This is a genomic window from Stappia sp. ES.058 (assembly GCF_900105595.1).
Classification (GTDB): Bacteria; Pseudomonadota; Alphaproteobacteria; order Rhizobiales; family Stappiaceae; genus Stappia.
In genome coordinates this window covers 3,093,442-3,114,978 of sequence record NZ_LT629784.1, presented here as the reverse complement: position 1 = coordinate 3,114,978, position 21,537 = coordinate 3,093,442, and the positions used below count along the sequence as shown (strand labels likewise).

The following is a 21,537-nucleotide window of genomic DNA, read 5'->3' as shown; positions in this document are numbered from 1 at the left end:
GGTGGGTGAGGAAGTCACGTCGAAGCCGCGTGCGCCGCGAGGGGTGCAGTCGATTGAAACGGGCGGCGCCATCCTCATGGCATTGGCACAGGCCGGTGGACCGCTGAAGCTGCGCGACCTTGCCGAAGCGCTCGGCATGGCGGCGGCGCAGCTGCATCCCTATCTCGTCAGTTTCCGCAATATCAACATGGTCGAACAGACAGAAACCGGGCAATACCAGCTCGGCCCCTTCGCGCTGCGCCTCGGGCTGACGCGGCTGCGCAACCAGAACGCCTATCGCGAGACGATCCGCCGGGTTCCCGACCTTGCAGAAGAACTCGGGCTGATGGTTGCGATCAGCGTCTGGGGGCTGCATGGGCCGACGATCGTCTACATCGAGGAGGCGGCGGCGCGCATCCATTCCAATGTCGCCGTCGGCGGCACCTTCATGCTCACCGCGACCGCGACGGGCAAGGTGTTCACGGCTTTCCTGCCGCGTTCGACCACCGATCCGCTGGTGCAGGCGGAGTTGTCCGGCGCGCAGCCTCCGCTCTATGCCATTCCGGCGATCAGCGAGGCAGCCTTTCGCGCCGACGTGCGCGATGCGGGCCGACTTGGCTATTCGATCACGCGGGATGCACCGATCCCGGGCGTCAGCGCCATTGCCGCCCCGGTGTTCGATCATACGGGCACGATCCAGCTTGCGGTGACCATCATCGGTCCCACCAACTACATCGACCTGTCAAAGGACGGGGCCACGCTTTCCCGGCTTCTTGTTTTCACGAAAGCGCTTTCCAGCGATCTCGGCCATATCGAAGACGCCTGACCAGCGCGGCGAAACCGTCGAGCGACAGGATCAGCCCGAGCGCCGCGATGCCGACGCCAAGCAACTGGATCCCGTTCGGCCAGATGCCGGCATAGGGTATCGCGATGAGCACCGCGAGCGGCGGGACGATGGCGGGAAACAGGCCCGCAAGCCCCGGTCCCAACCGTGCGATGGAAGCCGCGTAGACAATGATTGCGATGCAACCGCCGAGAACACCCTGATAGAAAAGCTGCTCGCCCCATTGCGCCATAGAGGCGCTCGCCGGCGTGAAGGCGAGCAGATAGACCGGCAGGCAAACCAGGGTCGTCAGCACCGAGATCGTGCCGATGGCTTCTATCGCCGGGATGCGCCAGCGCCCGACGAGATAGGTGAAGAGGCCCCAGAGCGTGCCCGATCCGACAAAGCACAGATCGCCGACGAGTGTTGCGACGTCCGGATCCTTCGACGGCGGCTGGTCCATCGCGATGGCGATCAGACCGCCGATCAAAACGGCAATACCGACCTGACGATGGCGCGGCAGCCGGGCCCCGTCGAACAGAACGGGAAGGAGGTTGGCCACGATCATCGTCACGCCGGGCGAAATCACCACCGCATGGGCAAGCGGCGCGATGCCGTAGCCGGTGTTGATCAGGAAGGCGAAGGGCGGCCCGATGGCAACGCTGAGCAGCAGCATGCGCCAGACGGTCATTTCGGCCGCCAACCGCCCGGTCCGCCTCAGCAGCAGGGGCAGCAGGATCGTACCCGCCCCGGCATAGCGCAGGATCGCCAGATCCGCGCTGGAAAACCCGTCGGCGCGACCGATATCGACGCCGATGTTGTAGATCGCCCAGGTGAGCGCGGCGCACAGGCCAAGGAAAACGCCCTCGACAAGGCGCCTCCTTTGACCGCGCTCCGTCAGGTCTTGCGTTCCTGTCGTCACGAATTGCCGCCGGACATGTGCCGGGCGGCGATGTAGCCGAAGGTGACCGCCGGCCCGAGCGTGATGCCGCCGCCGGGATAATTGCCGCCCATGATGGAGAGCGCATCGTTGCCGGCTGCATAGAGCCCGCCGATCGGCTGACCGTCATCCCCCAGCACGCGGGCGTTTTCATCGCAGCGCAGGCCGGCGAAGGTGCCGAGATCGCCGATCACCAGCTTCACCGCGTAGAAAGGACCCTTTTCCACCGGCGCGACGCAAGGATTGGGGCCGTGCTCGGGATCGCCGAGCGAGCGGTTGTAGGAGGTGGATCCCTTGTGGAATTCGGGATCCTCGCCCTTGCGCGCGTGTTCGTTGAACGTCGCGACGGTCCGTTCCAGCTGCGCGCTGTCGGCACCGATCTGTTCGGCGAGATCGCTCAGTGTGCGGCCCTGGAAGAGATAGCCGGAGCGGATGTGGTTGCGGTAGGGCACGGGCGAGGGCTTGACGAAGCCAAGGCCGTAGGTGCGCAGCGTCTTGTGATCGGCGATGAAATAGGCGCAGATCTCGCCGCCTTCCGTCGTGCAGGTCTTCATCATCGCCTGGCAGAAGTCGTGATAGGAATCCGCCTCGTTGACGAAGCGCTTGCCCGAACGGGTCACGGCGATCACGCCCGGCTTGGAGCGGTCGACGAAATGCGGGAAGACGCCGAGCGTGCCGTCGCGCTTCGGCGGACGCGACACCGGCACCCAGGCGGCGTCGTTGGGAAGCTTGTCCTTGATCGATGCCCCTGCCGCAGAGCCGAGCCGAAGGCCGTCGCCGGTGTTGCCCGGAGGGGCCGGGGACACATGCTCGTGGCCGCTCGGCGCGTGCGGAAACAGTTCCTTGCGCCGCACGGCATCCTGCGGGAAGCCGCCGGCGGCCAGCACCACGCCCTTCTTTGCCTCGATCTCCACGCGGCCCTCGGCGGTGTCGACGATAGCGCCGGTGACCTTGCCGCTTTCGTCACGTAGCAGTTCCTTGACGGCGGCGCGCGTCCAGATCGGCACGTTCATGTCGAAGCAGGATTTCGCCAGCCGGCCGACCAGCGCGTTGCCGTTCATCAACCGCATCGGACGGCCGTAGAAGGCCATGTCGCGCAGGAACTTGAGGAACAGCTTCGCGACATAGAACGCCGAGATCGGCGATTTGGTGACGCGGAAGAAATGCAGCAACTCCTTGCCCGAGCCGATCATCATGCCCAGGAAGGTGATCTCGGCAAGCGGCGGGCGCAGGCGCTTGATCTCGTCCTTGATCTCGCGGCCGTCGAAGGGGCGGGCGACGATGGAGCGTCCGCCCGGCATGCCGCCCGGTGCGTCGGGATGATAGTCGGCGAAGGTCGGGCCGAGATCGAACTGCAGGGCGGTTTTTTCCTCGAAGAACTCGACCGCCTTGGGTCCGGCCTCCAGAAAGGCGTCGACGCGGGCGGCATCGAAGTGCTCGCCGGCTTCGTGCTCGAGGTAGGTGCGCGCCTTTTCCGGCGTGTCTTCCACCCCGGCGCGCTTGGCCGGGGCGTTGCAGGGGATCCACATCCAGCCGCCGGAACGCGCCGTGGTGCCGCCGAAGACCGGCTCCTTTTCGACCACGAGGACATCGAGGCGGCGGTGCGCGGCCGATACCGCGCTTGCCAGTCCGCCCGCGCCCGATCCAACAACCAGAACATCGCAAATGTGCTTTTTCATCATGGGTTTCCTTGAAGCAGGAGGAGAGCGTTACGCCGCGAGATAACCGCCATCGACCGGCAGGATGACGCCGGTGACGTAGCTCGACATGTCGGAGGCGAGGAACAGAACGGGGCCGACGAGTTCGTCCGGCTGACCGGTGCGCGCCATCGGCGTATGCGCCATGAAGCGGGAGATCGCCGCCTCGTTGGCGCGGGTTGTCGTGGTCATCGGCGTGTCGATCACGCCGGGGGCGATTGCGTTGACCCGAACGCCGCGCGGGGCGAGTTCATGGGCGAGCGCTTTGGTGAACTGGGCGACCGCGCCCTTGCTGGCGACATAGGAGCTGATGCCGGGGCCGGCGGCCTGCGACATGATCGAGGCCATGTTGACGATGCGCCCGGCGGTCGTTTCAAGCTGTGCGGAAAAGGCCAGGACCATGTTGCGGATGCCGTCGACATTGACGCGGAAGGTCGCGTCCCAGCCCTGCGTGAACCCGGGATCGTGCAGGGCCTGGCGGCGGATGATGCCGGCGTTGTTGACCAGAATTCCGGCCGCGCCGAGTTCGTCTTCAACGCTTGTGGCAAACGCCCGTGCGGCGGCAAGGTTCGAGACATCGCAACGATAGGCAACGGCTTCTCCCCCGTCCGCGCGAATCGCTTTCGCCGTGTCTTCCGCCATCTCCCGTTCGATGTCGCAGAGCGCAACGCGGGCGCCGGCGCGGGCCAGACCAAGGGCGATCGCACGGCCGTTTCCCTGGCCCGCGCCGGTCACCACGGCGACCGAACCGCTTACTCCAATCATCGCGTCCTCCATGAATTAGTATATTGCTAATCCGTTTGATTATAGATAATACTCGGGCAGGGCAAGCGGCTGATGAAGAAAGCCGAGCGGCCCGCCACGTCGCCGTTTCAATGCGGATGGCGCGCGAAATGCGTTGACGAAACGGCGCATCGAATGCGTTCGAAAAGAACGCCAGAAAGGGAGGACTTCATGAAAGCTCGGCTTTTGTCCGCAGCACTTGCGGCAACCATGCTCACCGCGGCCCCTGCCGTTGCCGATAGCTACGACCTGCAAAGCGTGTTTGGTCTTCAGGTGCCGTCAATCGGCCCGAGCCCGGTCAAATGGGCGGAGCGCGTGAAGCTGATGACCGGCGGCGAGATCGACATCACCGTCCATGGCTCCGGCGATTTCGTACCGCCCTTCGAGGTGTTCGGCGCGGTCAGCACCGGCGCGATCCCGATGGGCTTCGACTGGATCGGCTATTGGGCAAGCACCATTCCGGTGGCGAACCTTATCGGTTCCATGCCGTTCGGGCCGAGCCCGGAAGTCGCCAATGCGTGGATGTTCGAGGGCGGCGGCCTGGAGATCATCCAGAAGGCCTACGACCCGCATGGTGTGAAGGTCATCCCCTGTCACCTCGTGGTGCCGGAAGCCGGTGGCTGGTTCAACAAGGACATCGAGACGGTCGAGGACTTCAAGGGCCTCAACATGCGCATCGCCGGTCTCGGCGGCAAGACGCTCGCGCGTCTGGGTGCCAATACGCAGCTGGTCCCGGCGGGCGAGATTTTCGTGTCTCTGGAAACCGGCCGCATCGACGCAACCGAGTTCTCCGCACCGCAGCTCGATCTCGGCTTCGGCTTCCAGAAGGTCGCCAAGAACTACTACTTCCCGGGCTGGCACCAGCCGTCGAGCTGGGATTCCATCATCATCAACATGGATGTGTGGAACGGCTTTTCCGAAGACCAGCAGACCATCATGGTCGAGGCGTGCCGCGCCAACATCGCCTATAATCTCGGCGACCAGATCCACCAGCAGGCCGAGGCGATTGCCGCGATCCGCGAGGCCGGTGTCGAGATCAAACGCTTCCCCGATCCGGTGCTTGCCGAACTGCGGACCGCTTCGCGCGCGGTGATGGACGAAGAGGCGGCGAAAGATCCGATCTTCAAAGAAGCCTATGAATCGCTTAACGCCTATGTTGAGCGGGTCGGCGAATGGGGCGAGCTTCAGGCTCTGCCGCGCTGAGCCATTGGGCTTTGACATCAGTGGGCGGCGTCCGGACCGGGGGCCGCCCATCGATATGGATCGGGGAGCTTGGGCGTGAAACGTCTTGGGGAAACAGTGGGAAGCGTCTGTGCGCTGCCCGGAATGATCGTGGGGTGGCTGATCCTGCCGCTGATCGTGTCGGTCTGTCTGGGCGTGCTTGCCGCGCAGCTCGGGATCAACCATCTGGTCGACTGGCAGGGCAGCGTGCCCTTCTTCGACGAGGCGCTGACCGTCAACAGCATGCTCGATCTGCAATGGCACATCTTCGCCATGGTGGTGCTTTTCGGCGGCGTCTATGCCTATCGCGACCGCGAGCATGTCAGCGTCGATTTTCTTGCCGCGCATTTCTCGAAACGTCGCAAGGCCTGGGTCGACATGCTGTGCGACCTGGTCTTCCTGCTTCCGTTTTGCGCGATCATCGTCTGGTTCGGCACCAAGTTCGCCTATCGCTCCTATCTCACCGGTGAAGGCTCCACCTACGGCGGCATGATCGATCGCTGGTTCGTGAAGGCCTGCATTCCGGCCGGTTTCCTGCTTCTGGGAACGCTCGCGCTCGCCCGCATTCTCTCCGCCGCCGTCTTTCTTTTCGGCCGGGACGCGAACGGATCGGCTGCCGACGACCAGGGAAGGACAGGCGCATGATGGAAGATGCCTTCTGGCCCGTCCTGATGCTCATCGGTCTGATGGGCGGCATTTTCGCCGGCTATCCGGTCGCTTTCGTGCTTGCCGGCATCGGCATCTGTTTCGCCGTTCTGGCAGGCGTGCCGATGCTGTTTCTGTCGACCACCGTGTCGCGGATGTATTCCGGCATTCTCACCAACTGGCTCTTGATCGCGATCCCGCTCTTCGTCTTCATGGGGCTGATGCTGGAGCGCTCCGGCATCGCGGAGCGGCTTTTGAAATCGCTCGCCTCTATCTTTCGCGGTCTTCCGGGCGGCTACGGGTTCGCTGTCGCGGTGATCGGCGTGATCATGGCGGCGTCGACCGGCATCATCGGCGCCTCGGTGGTGCTGATGGGCATGATGGCGCTGCCGACCATGCTGCAGAACAACTACGATCCGAAAATCTCCTCCGGCCTGATCGCGGCCAGCGGCACGCTTGGCATTCTCATCCCGCCGAGCATCATGCTCATTGTCCTGGGCGACCAGCTGCGCGTTTCCGTCGGCGACCTGTTCATGGCGGCGGTCGGTCCGGGGCTTTTGCTCGGGAGCCTGTATATCGGCTATCTGATTCTTGTCGCGATTTTCCAGCCGCACCGCATGCCGCCGGCCGCGCCGAGCGAGCAAAAGCCGTTCTGGTCGGCGGTCGCCTCGCTGGCGCTCGATCTTCTGGCGCCGGTCATCCTGATCGTCTCGGTGCTCGGCACCATTGTCGCCGGCATCGCGACGCCGACGGAATCGGCGGCCATCGGTGCGCTGGGGGCGATGTTCCTGGCGTTCGTGTCGCGCAAGCTCGACTGGAAGACGCTGAGTTCGGCCCTGCGCGACACCACCAAGACGACGGCGATGATCATCTTCGTGATGATGGGCGCGACAGTGTTTTCCGTGGTGTTCCGAAAGCTTGGCGGCGATGCGCTGATCGCCGATGCCTTCGCCGTTCACGACGGCAACCCTTACGTCGTCTTCATCATGATCATGGCGCTGGTCTTCGTGCTCGGCTTCTTTCTGGAGTGGGTCGAGATTACGCTGGTGGTCGTGCCGATCGTGGCGCCGGTGGTGGCCGCGCTCGATTTCGGCCTGCCGCCCGAGCAGGTGCTGATCTGGTTCGCCATCGCACTGGCGGTCAACCTGCAGACCTCGTTCCTGACGCCGCCGTTCGGCTATGCGCTGTTTTATCTGCGCGGCATCGCGCCCAAGGGCGTCTCCATCGGGATGATCTACCGCGGCGTCGTTCCTTTCGTGGTGCTGCAGATCCTGGCGCTGGCCTCGGTGATCGCCTGGCCGCAGATCGCGCTCTATATCCCCAACGCGCTGGCGCGGTGACGGAACCATGCGGCCCTGGCGATAGCGGCCGGGGGCAGGCGCGTCATCGTCTGCGGGATCCGCTCAAAAGGCGGAAATGCCGCCATCGACGGCAAGCGCCTGCCCGTTGACAAAGCTGTTGTCGGGGGCAATCAGCGCGATCATTGCGGCCACAACTTCCTCCGGGGCCGGCAGCCGCTTCATCGGAGATCCTTCGGCGAGCCGTCCGGCGCGTCCGGCCAGGGGGCCGTCGCTCAACAGCGGTGTCGGACTGTAGTAGGGGCATACGGCGTTGACGCGGATGTTGTCGCGAGCGTGTTCCGCCGCCGCCGTGCGGGTGATCCCGATGACGGCGTGTTTCGCGGCCGAATAGGCGGCAAGCCTGGGGCCGGCGCCGATGCCGGCGAGCGAACTGACATTCAGGATCGCGCCGCCATCCTCCTGCGTCAGCATCTGGCGGATCTGATGCTTGACGCCGAAGAAGACGCCCTTGGCGTTCACCGCATACGCGAAATCGAGGTCGGTTTCCGTCGTGTCGACGAGAGGTTTGACCGCGCCCGTGGCGCCGGCATTGTTGACGGCAATGTCGAGCCGCCCAAAGGCGGAAACGGCCGTGGCGACCAGCGCCTCGACGTCCGCCTCTCGGGTCACGTCGCAGACCCTCGTCACGATGTCCGGAGTGTTCACGCGCAAGAGGGCGGCGGCCGTCTCAAGGCCGGCGGCATCCCGGTCGCCGAGGACGAGCCTCGCCCCGGCAGAGGACAGGCGTGCGGCCAGCAGATGGCCAAACCCGCTTGCCGCGCCGGTGATCAGGACGACATGTCCGGCAAATGCGTCATCAGCCATGGTCTCGCTCCTTGTCTTCCGGCGGTCGAGGCGCCGCTTTCCCGGGCCGCCTATTGGTGTCAGGACAGATGGCCGAAGCCAATCCCCGATCTTCGGACGGGCGTGATACCAAATTCCCTATTGGTTCTGCATCCAGAACGCGAAGCGGACTTTCAGTGCGATTCCGGCTTGAAAATCATTTGGAAAGTTATTTTTCGGGCAGGCTGATTGAAATTTATGCGTCTCTGCCTGCATCCGAGGGCTTGCCAAGGCTGTGCCGGCGACAAATAATGGAACCAATCTCAGAAAGGTTCACAAGGGTTCGCGTATCTTGTCAGAGGCTCCCCAATCGCTGCGAAACTCCAGTCTCGCGCTTGAGCGCTTGCGGATCATCGTCGATCAGCTGGAGCTGGAGGCGCGCGAGCAGCTTCCCACGGAACGCGAACTGGCCGAGGAGATCGGCGTCGGCCGCCGCGCCGTCCGGCGCGCACTGGATGTGCTGGCGGCGGAGGGGCGCATCTGGCGCCGGCAGGGCGCCGGCACCTTCATCGGCGCGGCGACGCGGCTGACGGGCGAACGCCAGATGGCGCAACTGCCGCAGATGAGCAACATGTTCGAGGTGATGGAGGTTCGCCTTCGGCTGGAGCCGGCGCTGGCGCGGCTTGCGGCGGTTCGAGCTTCCGCTGCCGACGTGGCGCGCATGCGGGCGTTGTGCAACAGCGTGTGGCAGGCGCAGGACATGGACAGCCGCGAACTTTGGGACGGCGCGCTGCACCGGGCCATTGCCGAGGCCGCCGGCAATACGCTGTTTCTCGCCGTCTTCGAGGTGGTCGACCGGGTGCGTCAGGACGACACCTGGCGCCACGTGCGCGAGGCGTTGCGCACCGATGGCACGGCGGAACTCTACACGTCCCAGCATTCGGAGGTGCTCGACGCCATCGAACGGCGTGACCCGGTTGCGGCGGAACGCGCGATGCGCCGGCATTTGCTGGCGCTTCAGGAGCGGCTCTTGCTGCAGTCGTCGGAGGAGCTTGCCGATGCCGAGTGAGACCACCGGTTCCCCCGCGGAGGACGCCCGCCCGCTTCTGTCCGTCGACGGATTGTCGATCCGCTTCAAGGGCGCGCGGGCGAATGTGGTCGACGGCGTGTCGCTGTCGGTCAAGCCGGGCGAGACCCTGTGCATCGTCGGCGAAAGCGGTTGCGGCAAGTCGGTGACGGCGCTGTCGCTGATGGGGCTGTTGCCGGTTCCGCCGGCCGAAATCATGTCCGGACGGGCGATGTTCGAGGGGCGCGATCTCCTGCAGCTGACGCGCCGGGAACTCGGCGAGATCCGTGGCGACCGCATGTCGATGATCTTTCAGGAGCCGATGACCTCGCTCAATCCGGTTTATACCGTCGGCGACCAGATCGCTGAGATCGTGCTGCGGCATCGCCGGATCGGCAAGGCTGCGGCGCGCGCCCATGCGCTGGAGATGTTGCGCCGGGTCAAGGTGCCGGCGGCGGAAAAGCGGCTGGACGACTATCCGCACCAGCTTTCCGGCGGCATGCGACAGCGCGTGATGATCGCCATGGCGCTCGCCAACGACCCGCAACTCCTGATCGCCGACGAGCCGACCACGGCGCTCGATGTGACCATCCAGGCGCAGATCCTCGACCTGATCCGCACGCTCCAGAAGGAAAGCGGTACGGCGCTGGTGCTGATTACCCATGATCTCGGCGTCGTTGCCGAGATCGCCGATACGGTTGCGGTGATGTATGCCGGGCGTGTGGTCGAACAGGGCAGCGTGACCTCGGTCTTCGACGATCCGCAGCATCCCTACACCATCGGCCTGATGAGTTCCGTGCCCTCGCTCGGCAAGCGCACGGGAAGTCTCGCGACCGTGCCGGGCATGGTCCCGACCGTTGATACCATGCCGGACGGATGTCGTTTCGCGCCGCGCTGCCCCTTTGCATCCGATGCCTGTCGCCTGGAGGTGCCGCCGCTGCGCCAGGTCGACGTGTCGCAGACGTCCGGCCATCACGTCGCCTGTGTGCATGCGCCGCTTGAGGCGAGTTTCGGCGGGGTGGCGGCATGAGAAACAACCCAGGGGACGCCGTGCAATTCCGGGCCGGTTCTGGTGACTGCGTGCTCGAAGCGCGAAATCTTGCCTGTCATTTCAAGGTCGGTTCGGCGTTCCTGTCGAAGCCGCAAGTGGTGCGGGCCGTCGACGGCGTGTCGCTCGGCGTGCGCCGTGGCGAAACGCTGGCGATCGTCGGCGAGAGCGGTTGCGGGAAATCGACGCTGGCGCGACTGCTGTTGCGGCTGATGCGTCCGACGCGCGGGCAGGTGCTTTATGATGGCACGGACATCAGCTCCTTGCCGGAAGGCGACATGCGTCGGTTGCGCAAGGACCTGCAGTTCATCTTCCAGGACCCGTTTTCCTCGCTGAACCCGCGCATGACGGTCGGCGCCATCGTGGAGGAACCGATGCGCGTGCACGGCATCGGCACCCGTGCCACGCGGCCCCGGCGCGTTGCGGAGCTGTTGACCCGCGTCGGACTGAGGGCGGAATACGCCAACCGGTATCCGCACGAGTTCTCCGGCGGCCAGCGCCAGCGCATCGGCATCGCCCGGGCGCTTGCCTCCGGCCCGAAGGTGCTGATCGGCGACGAGCCGGTCTCCGCGCTCGATGTGTCGATCCAGGCGCAGGTGATCAACCTCTTGGAAGACCTCAAGGCGGAGTTCGACCTGACGCTGGTGCTGATCGCCCACGACCTGGCGGTGATCCGGCACATGAGCGACCGGGTGGCGGTGATGTATCTGGGCGAGATCGTCGAACAAGGCGAGACCGATGCGCTCTACGACGCGCCGCTGCACCCCTACACCCAGGCGCTGATGCGGGCGATCCCCATTCCCTCGCCACGCAGTCGCAAGGTGGACGCCGGGCTGACCGGCGATGTTCCGTCACCGCTGGCGCCGCCGCCGGGCTGTCGTTTTCACACCCGTTGTCCGCTGGCGAGCGGGATCTGCAAGGTCGAGCGTCCGCCGCTTGCCAAGGTGGCGCATGACCGGACGGTCGCCTGTCATCACTGGGAAGAGGCGCGCGCCGGCGTCCCGAAGGCCGCGGATACGCCTGCACTTTCCCCGGCGGTCGAGCGTCGCTTTGAGCTGTATCGGGAGCGCAGCCGCGCCGCGACAGCGGGCCCCGCCGGTCGTGTGTCATGACCGCGGACCCCGCCTCCCGTCTTTGTCTTCCGTTCCGGGCAGGGCACGACGCCCGTCGCGCGGGACGACACTTTACCGGGCACGGAATTGCCGGCGATCTTTGCCGGCGACCGCGTCCGTCCTGCCGCAGCCGGGCACACCGGGCGCGATCTCTTTCAGGGGGAGCGTTCACAAGACCCGGCATGGTCCGAAAGAGTTCATCTCACCAGAGGAGCGTTAGATGAAAACCAAACTGCTAGCCGCATTGCTGTTCGCCCTTGGCGCCTCCACGGCGCTGACGGTACAGGCCGCCGATCTTCGCATCGGCCTTCAGGACGACCCGGACGTGCTCGATCCGGATCAGTCGCGCACGTTCGTCGGTCGCATCGTCTATGCGTCCCTGTGCGACAAGCTGGTCGACATCACCCCTGATCTGGAGATCATCCCGCAGCTCGCCACCGGCTGGTCGTGGTCCGACGACGGGCTGACGCTGACGATGGATCTGCGTGAGGGCGTCACCTTCCATGACGGGACGCCGTTCGACGCGGAGGCCGTCAAGGCCAACATCGACCGCTCCAAAAACATGCCGGAAAGCCGCCGCAAGAGCGAGGTGAAGTCGATCGAAAGCGTTGCCGTGACCGGCCCGTATCAGGTCGCCTTTTCGCTCAGCGCACCCGACGCGACGCTGCTTGCCCAGTTCGCCGACCGCGCCGGCATGATGCTGTCGCCGACGGCAACCGCCTCCGCCGGCACCGACTTCGGCGCCAAACCGGTCTGCTCGGGTCCCTTCTCCTTTGTCGAGCGCATCCAGCAGGACCGGATCGTGCTGGCGAAATTCGCCGACTACTGGAACGCGGACGCGATCAATTTCGACACCGTGACCTTCCTGCCGATCCCCGACACCACCGTGCGTCTCGCCAACCTGCGCGCCGGCGATCTCGACATGCTCGAGCGTCTCGCGGCAACGGATGCGGCCGCCGTCAAGGGCGACGACGGTCTTGTCTATGCCGAAGCCGTCAGCCTCGGCTATCAGGGCATCACCGTGAACGTCGACAATGGCGCGCGCGGCGACAATCCGTTCGGCAACGAGCCGAAGCTGCGCCAGGCGTTTTCGCTGTCGCTCGATCGCGACGCGATCAACCAGGTGGTGTTCGAAGGCGCCTTCGCGCCGGGCAACCAGCCGTTCCCGCCAACGAGCCCCTGGTACGACAAGTCGCATCCGGTGCCCGCGCGCGACGTTGCCAAGGCCAAGGAACTGATGAAGGAAGCCGGATACGAGACGCTCGACGTCGAGGTCCAGGTCGCCAACAACCCGGTGCAGACGCAGATGATGCAGGTGGTCCAGGCGATGGCCGCGGAAGCCGGCTTCAACGTCAAGCTCAAGTCGATGGAGTTCGCCAGCCTGCTTGCCGATCAGTCGGCCGGCAATTACCAGGGGAGCCAGGTGGGCTGGTCGGGCCGTGTCGACCCGGATGGCAACATCCACCAGTTCATGACCTGCAAGGGCGGAATCAACGATTCCAAATACTGCAACCCGGAGGTCGACCGCCTGCTCAATGCCGCGCGCACGAGCAACGATCTCGCCGAGCGGAAAAAGAGCTATGACGCGGCGCGCGACATTCTCGCGAACGACATGCCGATCATCTATCTCTATCATCCGACGTGGATCTGGGCGCTGGATGGCAAGATCGAGGGCTTCACACCCTATCCGGACGGCATGATCCGGCTCGAGAACGTGAAGTTCAAATCCTGAGCCGGTCTGACCGGCGGTTGCGGAGGGCGGTGTTCCCGCCCTCCGCGTCCCGTTTCCCGCACATGTTTCCTGTTTCGGTTTCCGTGCCGCACCGTTCTGCAATCAGGCCATGATGAAGACCTTCGTCATCAATCTCGACCGCGCTCCCGAACGCCTGGCAAAGATATCTGCCGCGCTCGACGGCTGCGGCTTGCCGTTCCAACGGGTGACGGCGGTCGACGCCAGGACGATGCCGGACGCAGAGCGTGCGCGCCGGGTTTGCGGTGAGGGATACTGGGGCTGGATGACACCCGGTGAAGTCGCTTGTTTCCTCAGCCACCGGATGTGCTGGCAGATGCTGGTAGACAGCGATGCGCCACACGCGCTGGTGCTGGAGGACGATGTGGTTCTGGGGCGCGATGCGGCCGCTGTCCTGGGGCGCTGCGACTGGGTTCCGGCGGAGGCGGACGTCGTCAAGCTCGAGACGAATTTCGATCCGGTGATCGTCGGCCGGCAGGAGATTGTGGTCGTTCCGGGTCGAAGTGTGAGGCGGCTGCATTCCTCCCACTACGGAACAGGGGCCTACATTGTGAGCCGGACGGCCGCGCGCCGGCTCCTGCCGCTTACCGAGCGGTTCATCGACGCAGTTGACGAGACCCTGTTCAGCACACGGTCCGCGATTTCCCGCAGCCTGGGCAAATACCAGCTGAGCCCGGCGGCCTGCGTCCAGCCTCACAAACTGTCCGCCACGATTCCCGTGCATGATCCCGGCGGCAGCATCGAAGGGCGCGAGGACAAGCACATGCGCCGCGATCCGCTCGTGCGGCGGCTTGTCGCCGACGTTCGGAACGACGTGCGCAAGGCCGGAAATGCCGTCGCCTGCCTCGCCGGTACCCGTCGACGGATCGAGGTGCCCTTCCAATGATGTTTGCCGCGCGCCCCCGTTTCGCCAGAGGACCAGCGTGATGCTTGCCTTTATCGCCCGCCGCCTGCTGATCGCGCTGCCAACGCTGGTGCTGGTGTCGATCTTCGTCTTCACCCTGCAAAAGCTCCTGCCGGGCGATCCCGCGCTGGTGCTGGCGGGAGAGGAGCGCGATCCCGAAACGCTGGCCTTCATCCGCGAGAAATACCATCTCAACGAGCCGATCCTGTATCAGTATCTCTATTGGGTCGGCGGGCTGCTGCAGGGCGATCTGGGCGTTTCGCTCAGAACCAACCAGCCCGTCCTGACGCTGATCGCCGACAAGCTTCCGGTGACGATCCAGCTTGCCGTGATGGCGATGATCATCGCCATGGCGATCGGCATTCCAACGGGCATTCTCTCGGCGGTCAAGAAGGGCGGGCCCGTCGATTATATCGCCAATTTCCTGGCGCTGTCGGGCTTGTCGATCCCCAATTTCTGGCTCGGGATCATGTTGATACTGCTGGTCTCGGTCAATCTCGGCTGGCTGCCCGCGTCGGGGTACGAATCGATCTTCGTCGATCCGGTGCGCTCACTGGAAACCATGATCATGCCCGCCTTCGTGCTGGGCACGGCGCTCGCCGCCACCTTGATGCGCCATACCCGCTCGGCAATGCTTGGCGTGCTCAAGGCCGACTATGTGCGCACGGCCCGCGCCAAGGGCTTGAGCGAGCGCGTCGTCGTGATCAAACATGCCTTCCGCAATGCGCTCCTGCCGGTGGTGACGCTCGGGGCGCTGCTCTTTGGCGAACTGCTGGCCGGCGCCGTCCTGACCGAACAGATCTTCACCATCCCCGGCTTCGGCAAGCTGATCGTCGATGCTGTCTTCACCCGCGACTACGCAGTGGTGCAGGGGGTGGTGCTGTGCACGGCCGCCGGCTTCATCCTGATGAACCTGATCGCCGACGTGCTCTACATCCTTCTCAATCCGCGCATGAGGAACGCCCAGTGACCGGCGCCACCGTTTCCCCGTCTGCCGACGGCATTGCGGCCCGGCGCCCGAGCCGGGTCTGGAGCAAGCTGAAGCACAATCGCGGCGCGCTGATCGGCGCGCTGATCGTCGGCTTCTTCGTCGCCATCGCGGCGCTGGCGCCCTTGCTGCCGATTGCCGATCCGACCGCGACGAGCTGGACCGCCGTGCGAAAAGCGCCCTCCGCGCTCTATTGGCTGGGGACCGACGAGATCGGCCGCGACATTCTCTCGCGCTTGATCTGGGGCGCGCAGGCGTCGCTTCTCGCCGGTGTCGTCTCGGTGCTGATCGCGGTTGTCATCGGCGTGCCGTTCGGGCTGGTGTCGGGCTATTTCGGCGGCTGGACGGATCAGGCGATCTCGCGGGTGACCGACGCCCTTCTGGCAACGCCGTTCCTGATCCTGGCGATCGCGCTTGCGGCGTTTCTGGGGCCAAGCCTCACCAATGCGATGATCGCCATCGGCCTGTCTGCGACGCCGATCTTCATCCGGTTGACGCGCGGCCAGGTTCTCAGCGTCAAGACGGAAGACTATGTGGAGGGTGCGCGCGCCATCGGCCTGAGCGATATCGCGATCATGTCGCGCTACATCCTGCCCAATGTCTTTGCGCCGATCCTCGTGCAGGCGACCCTGACCATCGCCACCGCGATCATCGCGGAGGCAAGCCTGTCCTTCCTCGGCCTCGGCCAGCAGCCGCCCTATCCCAGTTGGGGATCGATGCTGAATGTCGCCAAGAATTTCATGACCCAGGCGCCCTGGATGGCGTGGTGGCCGGGCGCGGCGATCTTTTTCGTCGTGCTTGGCTTCAACCTTCTCGGCGACGGCCTGCGTGATGCGCTCGATCCGCGCGAAAGCTGATCCCAAAACCAAACAAGACATTCCGGGAGCTCCCATGTCCACCTTTACCACCCGTCCCGAAATCCAGGGCACCTTCGGCGTTGTCACCTCGACGCATTGGATCGCCTCGGCCGTCGGCATGCGCATTCTGGAAATCGGCGGAAATGCCTTCGATGCGGCGGCGGCCACCGGCTTCGTGCTGCAGGTCGTCGAGCCGCATCTTAACGGCCCGGGCGGCGACATGCCGGCCATCATCCATGATGCGGGTACGGACCGGACAGAGGTGATCTGCGGCCAGGGCAGTGCGCCCGCGGGTGCGACCATCGAGCGCTACAAGTCGGAGGGCATCGACCTCATTCCCGGCGACGGCCTCCTCGCGACGGTGATCCCGGGCGCTTTCGACGCCTGGATGGTGATGCTGCGCGATCACGGCAGCCTGCCGCTGCGCGACGTTCTGGAACCCGCGATCCATTACGCCGAGGCCGGCCATCCGGTCCTGCCGCGCGTGAGCGCGACCATCGAGGGGCTGGGCGGCTTCTTCAAGGAGCACTGGCCGACATCGCATGCGACCTGGCTGCCGGGCGGATCGGCGCCCAAGGCGCATACGCTGTTCAAGAACCCGGCGCTGGCGGAGACCTGGAAGCGGCTGCTCACGGAGGCGGAAGCGGCATCCGGCCGCGAGGCGCAGATCGAGGCGGCGCGCGCCACCTTCTACCGCGGCTTCATCGCGGAGGAGATCGACACCTTCCTGCGCGAAACCGAGGCGATGGACGGCAGCGGACAGCGCCACAAGGGGGTGATGACCGGTGAGGACCTCGCCGGCTGGCAGGCGAGCGTCGAGGCGCCGCTGACCTATGACTACCACGGCTGGAGCGTTGCAAAGACGGGGCCGTGGGGGCAGGGGCCGGTGCTGTTGCAGTGCCTGGCGATCCTCAAGAAACTGGATGTCGGTTCGCTCGATCCGGCGGGCGCGGATTTCGTTCATCTGGTCGCGGAGACGATGAAGCTCGCCTATGCCGACCGCGAGGTCTATTACGGCGATCCCGATTTCGCGGAGGTGCCGATGGGGCAGCTTCTGTCGGACGACTACAACGCGGAGCGGCGCAAGCTGATCGGCCTGCAGGCATCCTACAATCTGCGGCCGGGCACGGTGCCGGGCTTCGAGGACCAGCGGGCGCGGACGCTCGCCGTCATCGATGCGCTCGGCGTGTCGGAGACGGGCGTCTACGAGCCGACGATGGCGCATTTGTCGGAGCGCCGCGGCGACACGGTGCATATCGACGTGATCGACCGCTGGGGCAACATGGTATCCGCCACCCCGTCCGGCGGCTGGCTGCAATCCTCGCCGGTGATCCCCGGGCTCGGGTTCTGCCTGAATTCGCGCGCGCAGATGTTCCTGATGACGCCGGGCCTGCCGACCTCGCTCGCGCCCGGCAAGCGGCCCCGCACGACATTGACGCCAAGCCTTGCCTCGCGCGACGGAAAGCCGATGCTTGCCTTCGGTACGCCGGGCGGCGACCAGCAGGACCAGTGGCAGCTGTCCTTGTTCCTGAGGCTGGTGCATCACGAGGTGAACCTGCAGCAGGCGATCGACATGCCGCTGTTCCACACGACGCATTTCCCTGCATCCTTCCACCCGCGCAAACGCGCGCCGGGCCATCTGATGGTCGAGGAAAACTTCGGCGAGGCCGTTTTGAACAGCCTGCGCACCCGGGGACATATCCTGGATGTCGCACCGCCCTGGTCCATCGGGCGACTGACGGCTGCAAAACGTGAGGCCGACGGTCTGCTCAAGGCAGCCGCCACGCCGCGTTTGATGCAGGCCTATGCCATCGGGCGATAAGGGGGTGCCGGCGCCGTCCCGGCGGGCTTGAGGGAACCATGCGCCTTCGAGGGGCAAGAAGGAGACGAGGATGACCTATTCGATTGTCGCGCGCGACCCGGGCACGGGTGCTTTCGGCGTGGCCGTGGCCAGCCGGTTCTTCGCGGTCGGGGCGCTGGTGCCGCATATGGACGGACGGGCAGGCGCCATCGCCACCCAGGCCTTCGTCAGTCCGCTTTACGGCACCGACGGGCTCGACATGCTGAAGCGCGGCGATGACGCGCAAACGGTGATGGAGACGGTGACCGGGCGCGACGCCGGCCGGCATTCGCGGCAGATGCATGTGATCGATGCGCAGGGACGCAATGCAGCCTTCACGGGCGAGGACTGCGTCGACTGGGCAGGGCATCTGGTGGCGGAGAATGTGTCGGTCGCGGGAAACATGCTCGCAGGCCCGCAGGTGCTGGACGCCACGCTTGCCGCCTATCAGGATCGGCCGGACCTCGACTTCGCAGAGCGCTTGCTGTGCGCGATGGAGGCTGGCGAGGCGGCGGGCGGCGACAAGCGGGGCAGACAGTCGGCCGCGCTCAGGATCACCCGCGGAGAAGCCTATCCCTGGCTCGACATCCGTGCCGACGATCACGGCAATCCGCTTGCCGAATTGCGCCGACTGATAGCGGTTGCCGGCGAACGCTTCCTGCATGTGGCCGAGACCCTGCCCACGGCGGACAATCTCTCCGGGCTTCTCGACCGCTCGCCTGTCGACGAGAAGATCACCAGGCTCGAAATGGAGCGAAAGGCGCAAGGCCGCGCGTCGGCCTCGTTCGCGACACCGCCGGCGTGAGGGCGAAAATGTCCGGGGCGGGCATTTCATCGCGGAAATTGCGGTGCGCGCGCCCTCGAAAAACCAGCCTGTCGGGCGCCTGGTTCAACGTTGTTTTAGCTTGTTTTCAAGACATCACAGGGTCAAGAGAAGAGAATTTTCATTTTCGGCATTAATTTTAAGTACAAGATACATTTTTTTCGATTGAAATTCGTTCATTTGTATAATTTGCATTATTTTTGTGCAACAAATACGATAGTAACAAGTATTATGTTGCGCTGCACAATATCTTGTACATAAGATCACTGCTCATTTTTCCGGTCGCGCCTTTCGGAGAAAAAGCCGATCCGCTTAAACTCCGTATTATACTAAAAGAGAGTTGCGATCTTCTGGTGTTTCCGGAACGCTGGCGCTCAGGATCGAGAGTGACCTTGCGTAGGCTTTCGTCCCAAGAAAAAGGCCCGCGAAACGGCGGGTGCTGGGAAATGCTGGAGGAGATACTTTATGATAAAACGACCAATCAGCCGTCGTGGGCTAATCAAGTCTGCCGGTATCGTCGGCGTCGGTCTTGCCGCGCCGCATGTTTTCATTCGCAATGCAAATGCGTTCAACAACGAGCCGACGGGTAGCACGGTCACCCTTGGCTTCAACGTACCGCAATCGGGTCCCTATGCCGATGAGGGTGCGGACGAGCTGCGCGCCTACGAGCTTGCGGTCGAGCATCTCAATGGCGGCGGCGACGGTGGCATGCTCAACACCTTCTCGTCGAAGGCGCTGAAGGGCAACGGCATCCTCGGCAAGAAGGTCGAGTACGTCACGGGCGACACGCAGACCAAGTCGGATGCGGCGCGCGCGTCCGCCAAGTCGATGATCGAGAAGGACGGCGCGATCATGATCACCGGCGGTTCCTCGTCGGGTGTCGCGATCGCGGTCCAGAGCCTTTGCCAGGAGGCGGGCGTCATCTTCATGGCCGGCCTGACCCACTCCAACGACACGACCGGCAAGGACAAGAAGGCCAATGGCTTCCGCCATTTCTTCAACGGCTACATGTCGGCCGCGGCGCTCGCGCCGGTGCTGAAGAACGCCTATGGCACGGACCGCAAGGCCTATCACCTGACGGCCGACTACACCTGGGGCTGGACGCAGCAGGAATCGATCGCAGCAGCGACCGAGGCAATGGGCTGGGAGACTGTGAACAACGTCCTGACCCCGCTCGCGGCGACCGATTTCTCGGCCTACATCACGCCGATCCTCCAGTCCGATGCCGACGTTCTGGTGCTGAACCACTACGGCGGCAACATGGTCAACTCGCTCACCAACGCCGTCCAGTTCGGGCTGCGTGCGCGTGAAGTGAACGGGAAGAACTTCGAGATCGTCGTTCCGCTGTATTCGCGTCTGATGGCGCGTGGCGCCGGCGAAAACGTGAAGGGTATTTTCGGGTCGACCAACTGGCACTGGTCGCTGCAGGACGAAGGCTCCTTCGCTTTCGTGAAGTCCTTCGGCACCAAATACGGTTTCCCGCCGAGCCAGGCCGCCCATACCTGCTACGTGCAGACGCTGCTTTATGCGGATGCCGTGGAGCGTGGCGGTTCGTTCAACCCGTGCTCTGTCGGCGAGGCCCTGGAAGGGTTCGAGTTCGACGGCCTGGGCAACGGTCCGACGCTCTACCGCGCCGAAGACCACCAGTGCTTCAAGGACGTGCTCGTCGTGAAGGGCAAGGAAAACCCGACCTCCGAGTTCGATCTTCTGGAGATCGTCGAAGTGACGCCGGCCGCACAGGTCACCTATCCGCCCGACCATCCCATGTTCGCAGGCGGCGATCTGGGCACCTGCAACTCCGGCGCCTGATTGCACGGATGACGTCGAATGACTTGCCGGCTGCGCGTGTTGCGCAGCCGGTTCCCTCGTCTTTTCAGGCTGCTTCGCCAAAACGGAAACAACAATGGACGCCATAATCCTGCAGGTCCTGAACGGACTGGACAAGGGCAGTGCCTATGCGCTGATCGCGCTTGGGCTCACGCTGATCTTCGGCACTCTCGGGGTCGTCAATTTCGCACATGGCGCGCTGTTCATGCTCGGTGCGTTTTGCGCGGTCACCCTGAACGAGATCCTGCGGCTCTCCTCGGAAACCATCGACCCGACACGCACCGATTTCCTGGGCAATCCGCTCAAGGTGAAGACGCCTTTTGTGGAGACCTGGTTCGGGCCCGATATCGGCGGGGCAATGATCGAATGGTCGGTGCCGCTCGCGATCGTGTTTTCGATCCCGGTGATGATCGCGGTCGGGTTTACGATGGAGCGTGGGCTGATCAAGCATTTCTACAAGCGCCCGCACGCGGACCAGATCCTGGTCACCTTCGGCCTTGCCATCGTCCTGCAGGAAATCATCAAGTACTTCTTCGGTGCAAATCCGATCCCCACGCCGGCGCCGGATGCGTTCATCGGCAGTTTCGACTTCGGGGCATTGGTCGGCATGGAGGCGGGGACAATCATCTATCCCTACTGGCGGCTTGTGTATTTCGCCTTCGCGGCACTGATCATCGGCGGGGTGTTTGCGTTCCTGCAATACACCACCTTCGGCATGGTCGTGCGCGCGGGCATGGCGGACCGGGAGACCGTCGGTCTTCTGGGCATCAACATCGACAAGCGCTTCACCATCATGTTCGCCATCGCTGCCTGTGTCGCCGGTCTGGCAGGCGTCATGTATGCGCCGATCAATTCGCCCAACTATCACATGGGAATGGATTTCCTGGTGCTGTCCTTCGTTGTGGTCGTCGTGGGCGGCATGGGGTCGCTGACGGGGGCCGTCGCGGCCGGATTCCTGCTCGGGATCCTGGAATCCTTTGCCTCCATGTCGCAGGTCGTGAACCTGCTGCCCGGTATCAATCAGATCATCATTTACCTGGTGGCGATCATCATCTTGTTGATCCGTCCCCGCGGCCTGCTCGGCCGCAAAGGCGTGATGGAGGGATAACGT

19 protein-coding genes are annotated in these 21,537 nt (G+C 64.4%); 15 read left to right on the top strand and 4 right to left on the bottom strand.

Annotation, left to right across the window (positions count from 1 at the left end):
* Position 1: 1 nt before the first annotated feature.
* Positions 2-805, top strand: a complete 804-nt coding sequence (locus tag BLU32_RS14485; RefSeq protein WP_157727688.1) for an IclR family transcriptional regulator — start codon at positions 2-4, stop codon at positions 803-805.
* On the opposite strand, the gene BLU32_RS14480 is transcribed toward BLU32_RS14485, so the two are convergent.
* The 3 genes from BLU32_RS14480 to BLU32_RS14470 are packed head-to-tail and all read right to left on the bottom strand — an operon-like array spanning position 759 to position 4,204.
* Positions 759-1,724 (bottom strand): DMT family transporter, encoded by a 966-nt coding sequence (locus BLU32_RS14480; RefSeq protein WP_093808078.1) that lies wholly within the window; start codon positions 1,722-1,724, stop codon positions 759-761. The two genes, BLU32_RS14485 and BLU32_RS14480, sit on opposite strands and share 47 nt — an antisense overlap.
* Positions 1,721-3,421, bottom strand: a complete 1,701-nt coding sequence (locus BLU32_RS14475) for an FAD-dependent oxidoreductase (protein ID WP_093811082.1) — start codon at positions 3,419-3,421, stop codon at positions 1,721-1,723. Before BLU32_RS14475 ends, BLU32_RS14480 begins: the two co-directional genes overlap by 4 nt.
* A 30-nt stretch (positions 3,422-3,451) precedes the next feature.
* Positions 3,452-4,204: an SDR family NAD(P)-dependent oxidoreductase gene (locus tag BLU32_RS14470; RefSeq protein WP_093811080.1), complete on the bottom strand. Its 753-nt coding sequence runs from the start codon at positions 4,202-4,204 to the stop codon at positions 3,452-3,454.
* A gap of 189 nt (positions 4,205-4,393) precedes the next feature.
* Between BLU32_RS14470 and BLU32_RS14465 the strand changes: the two genes are divergently transcribed.
* The 3 genes from BLU32_RS14465 (at position 4,394) to BLU32_RS14455 (ending at position 7,428) form a co-directional block, all read left to right on the top strand.
* The gene (locus BLU32_RS14465; protein ID WP_093808076.1) at positions 4,394-5,425 is read left to right on the top strand and encodes a TRAP transporter substrate-binding protein; all 1,032 of its coding nucleotides are present in this window, start codon (positions 4,394-4,396) and stop codon (positions 5,423-5,425) included.
* A gap of 75 nt (positions 5,426-5,500) precedes the next feature.
* Entirely contained in the window at positions 5,501-6,088 is a 588-nt protein-coding gene (locus BLU32_RS14460) for a TRAP transporter small permease subunit (RefSeq protein WP_157727687.1), read from the top strand.
* Complete coding sequence (locus BLU32_RS14455) at positions 6,085-7,428, top strand: TRAP transporter large permease subunit (RefSeq protein ID WP_244501711.1); 1,344 nt, start codon at positions 6,085-6,087, stop codon at positions 7,426-7,428. Before BLU32_RS14460 ends, BLU32_RS14455 begins: the two co-directional genes overlap by 4 nt.
* A 63-nt stretch (positions 7,429-7,491) precedes the next feature.
* Here the strand turns inward: BLU32_RS14455 and BLU32_RS14450 are convergent, their stop codons facing one another.
* Positions 7,492-8,253 carry an SDR family NAD(P)-dependent oxidoreductase gene (locus BLU32_RS14450; protein ID WP_093808070.1) on the bottom strand — a complete coding sequence of 254 codons (762 nt, stop codon included), beginning with the start codon at positions 8,251-8,253 and terminating at the stop codon, positions 7,492-7,494.
* Positions 8,254-8,563: 310 nt separating this feature from the next.
* On the opposite strand from BLU32_RS14450, the gene BLU32_RS14445 reads away from it, so the two are divergent.
* From BLU32_RS14445 to BLU32_RS14395, 11 genes are all read left to right on the top strand, one after another.
* A complete protein-coding gene (locus BLU32_RS14445; protein WP_093811078.1) occupies positions 8,564-9,280 on the top strand; it encodes a FadR/GntR family transcriptional regulator in 717 nt (238 codons plus the stop codon).
* Positions 9,270-10,307 (top strand): ABC transporter ATP-binding protein, encoded by a 1,038-nt coding sequence (locus BLU32_RS14440; RefSeq protein ID WP_093808068.1) that lies wholly within the window; start codon positions 9,270-9,272, stop codon positions 10,305-10,307. The genes BLU32_RS14445 and BLU32_RS14440 overlap by 11 nt, the downstream gene beginning before the upstream one ends.
* A complete protein-coding gene (locus tag BLU32_RS14435; RefSeq protein WP_093808067.1) occupies positions 10,304-11,437 on the top strand; it encodes an ABC transporter ATP-binding protein in 1,134 nt (377 codons plus the stop codon). Before BLU32_RS14440 ends, BLU32_RS14435 begins: the two co-directional genes overlap by 4 nt.
* Before the next feature lie 220 nt (positions 11,438-11,657).
* Positions 11,658-13,169 (top strand): ABC transporter substrate-binding protein, encoded by a 1,512-nt coding sequence (locus tag BLU32_RS14430; RefSeq protein WP_093808065.1) that lies wholly within the window; start codon positions 11,658-11,660, stop codon positions 13,167-13,169.
* Positions 13,170-13,278: 109 nt separating this feature from the next.
* The gene (locus tag BLU32_RS14425) at positions 13,279-14,073 is read left to right on the top strand and encodes a glycosyltransferase family 25 protein (protein ID WP_093808063.1); all 795 of its coding nucleotides are present in this window, start codon (positions 13,279-13,281) and stop codon (positions 14,071-14,073) included.
* 40 nt (positions 14,074-14,113) lie between these two features.
* Entirely contained in the window at positions 14,114-15,061 is a 948-nt protein-coding gene (locus BLU32_RS14420; protein ID WP_093808061.1) for an ABC transporter permease, read from the top strand.
* On the top strand, positions 15,058-15,936 hold the full coding sequence (locus BLU32_RS14415) for an ABC transporter permease (protein ID WP_197673615.1): 879 nt from the start codon (positions 15,058-15,060) through the stop codon (positions 15,934-15,936). The genes BLU32_RS14420 and BLU32_RS14415 overlap by 4 nt, the downstream gene beginning before the upstream one ends.
* 34 nt (positions 15,937-15,970) lie before the next feature.
* Complete coding sequence (locus BLU32_RS14410) at positions 15,971-17,758, top strand: gamma-glutamyltransferase family protein (protein WP_093811074.1); 1,788 nt, start codon at positions 15,971-15,973, stop codon at positions 17,756-17,758.
* A gap of 70 nt (positions 17,759-17,828) precedes the next feature.
* Complete coding sequence (locus BLU32_RS14405) at positions 17,829-18,581, top strand: DUF1028 domain-containing protein (RefSeq protein ID WP_093808059.1); 753 nt, start codon at positions 17,829-17,831, stop codon at positions 18,579-18,581.
* A 483-nt stretch (positions 18,582-19,064) separates the two neighbouring features.
* Positions 19,065-20,408, top strand: coding sequence for a substrate-binding protein (locus BLU32_RS14400; RefSeq protein WP_093808057.1), 1,344 nt, complete (start codon positions 19,065-19,067; stop codon positions 20,406-20,408).
* Positions 20,409-20,502: 94 nt separating this feature from the next.
* Complete coding sequence (locus tag BLU32_RS14395) at positions 20,503-21,534, top strand: branched-chain amino acid ABC transporter permease (RefSeq protein WP_093808055.1); 1,032 nt, start codon at positions 20,503-20,505, stop codon at positions 21,532-21,534.
* Positions 21,535-21,537: the final 3 nt, after the last annotated feature.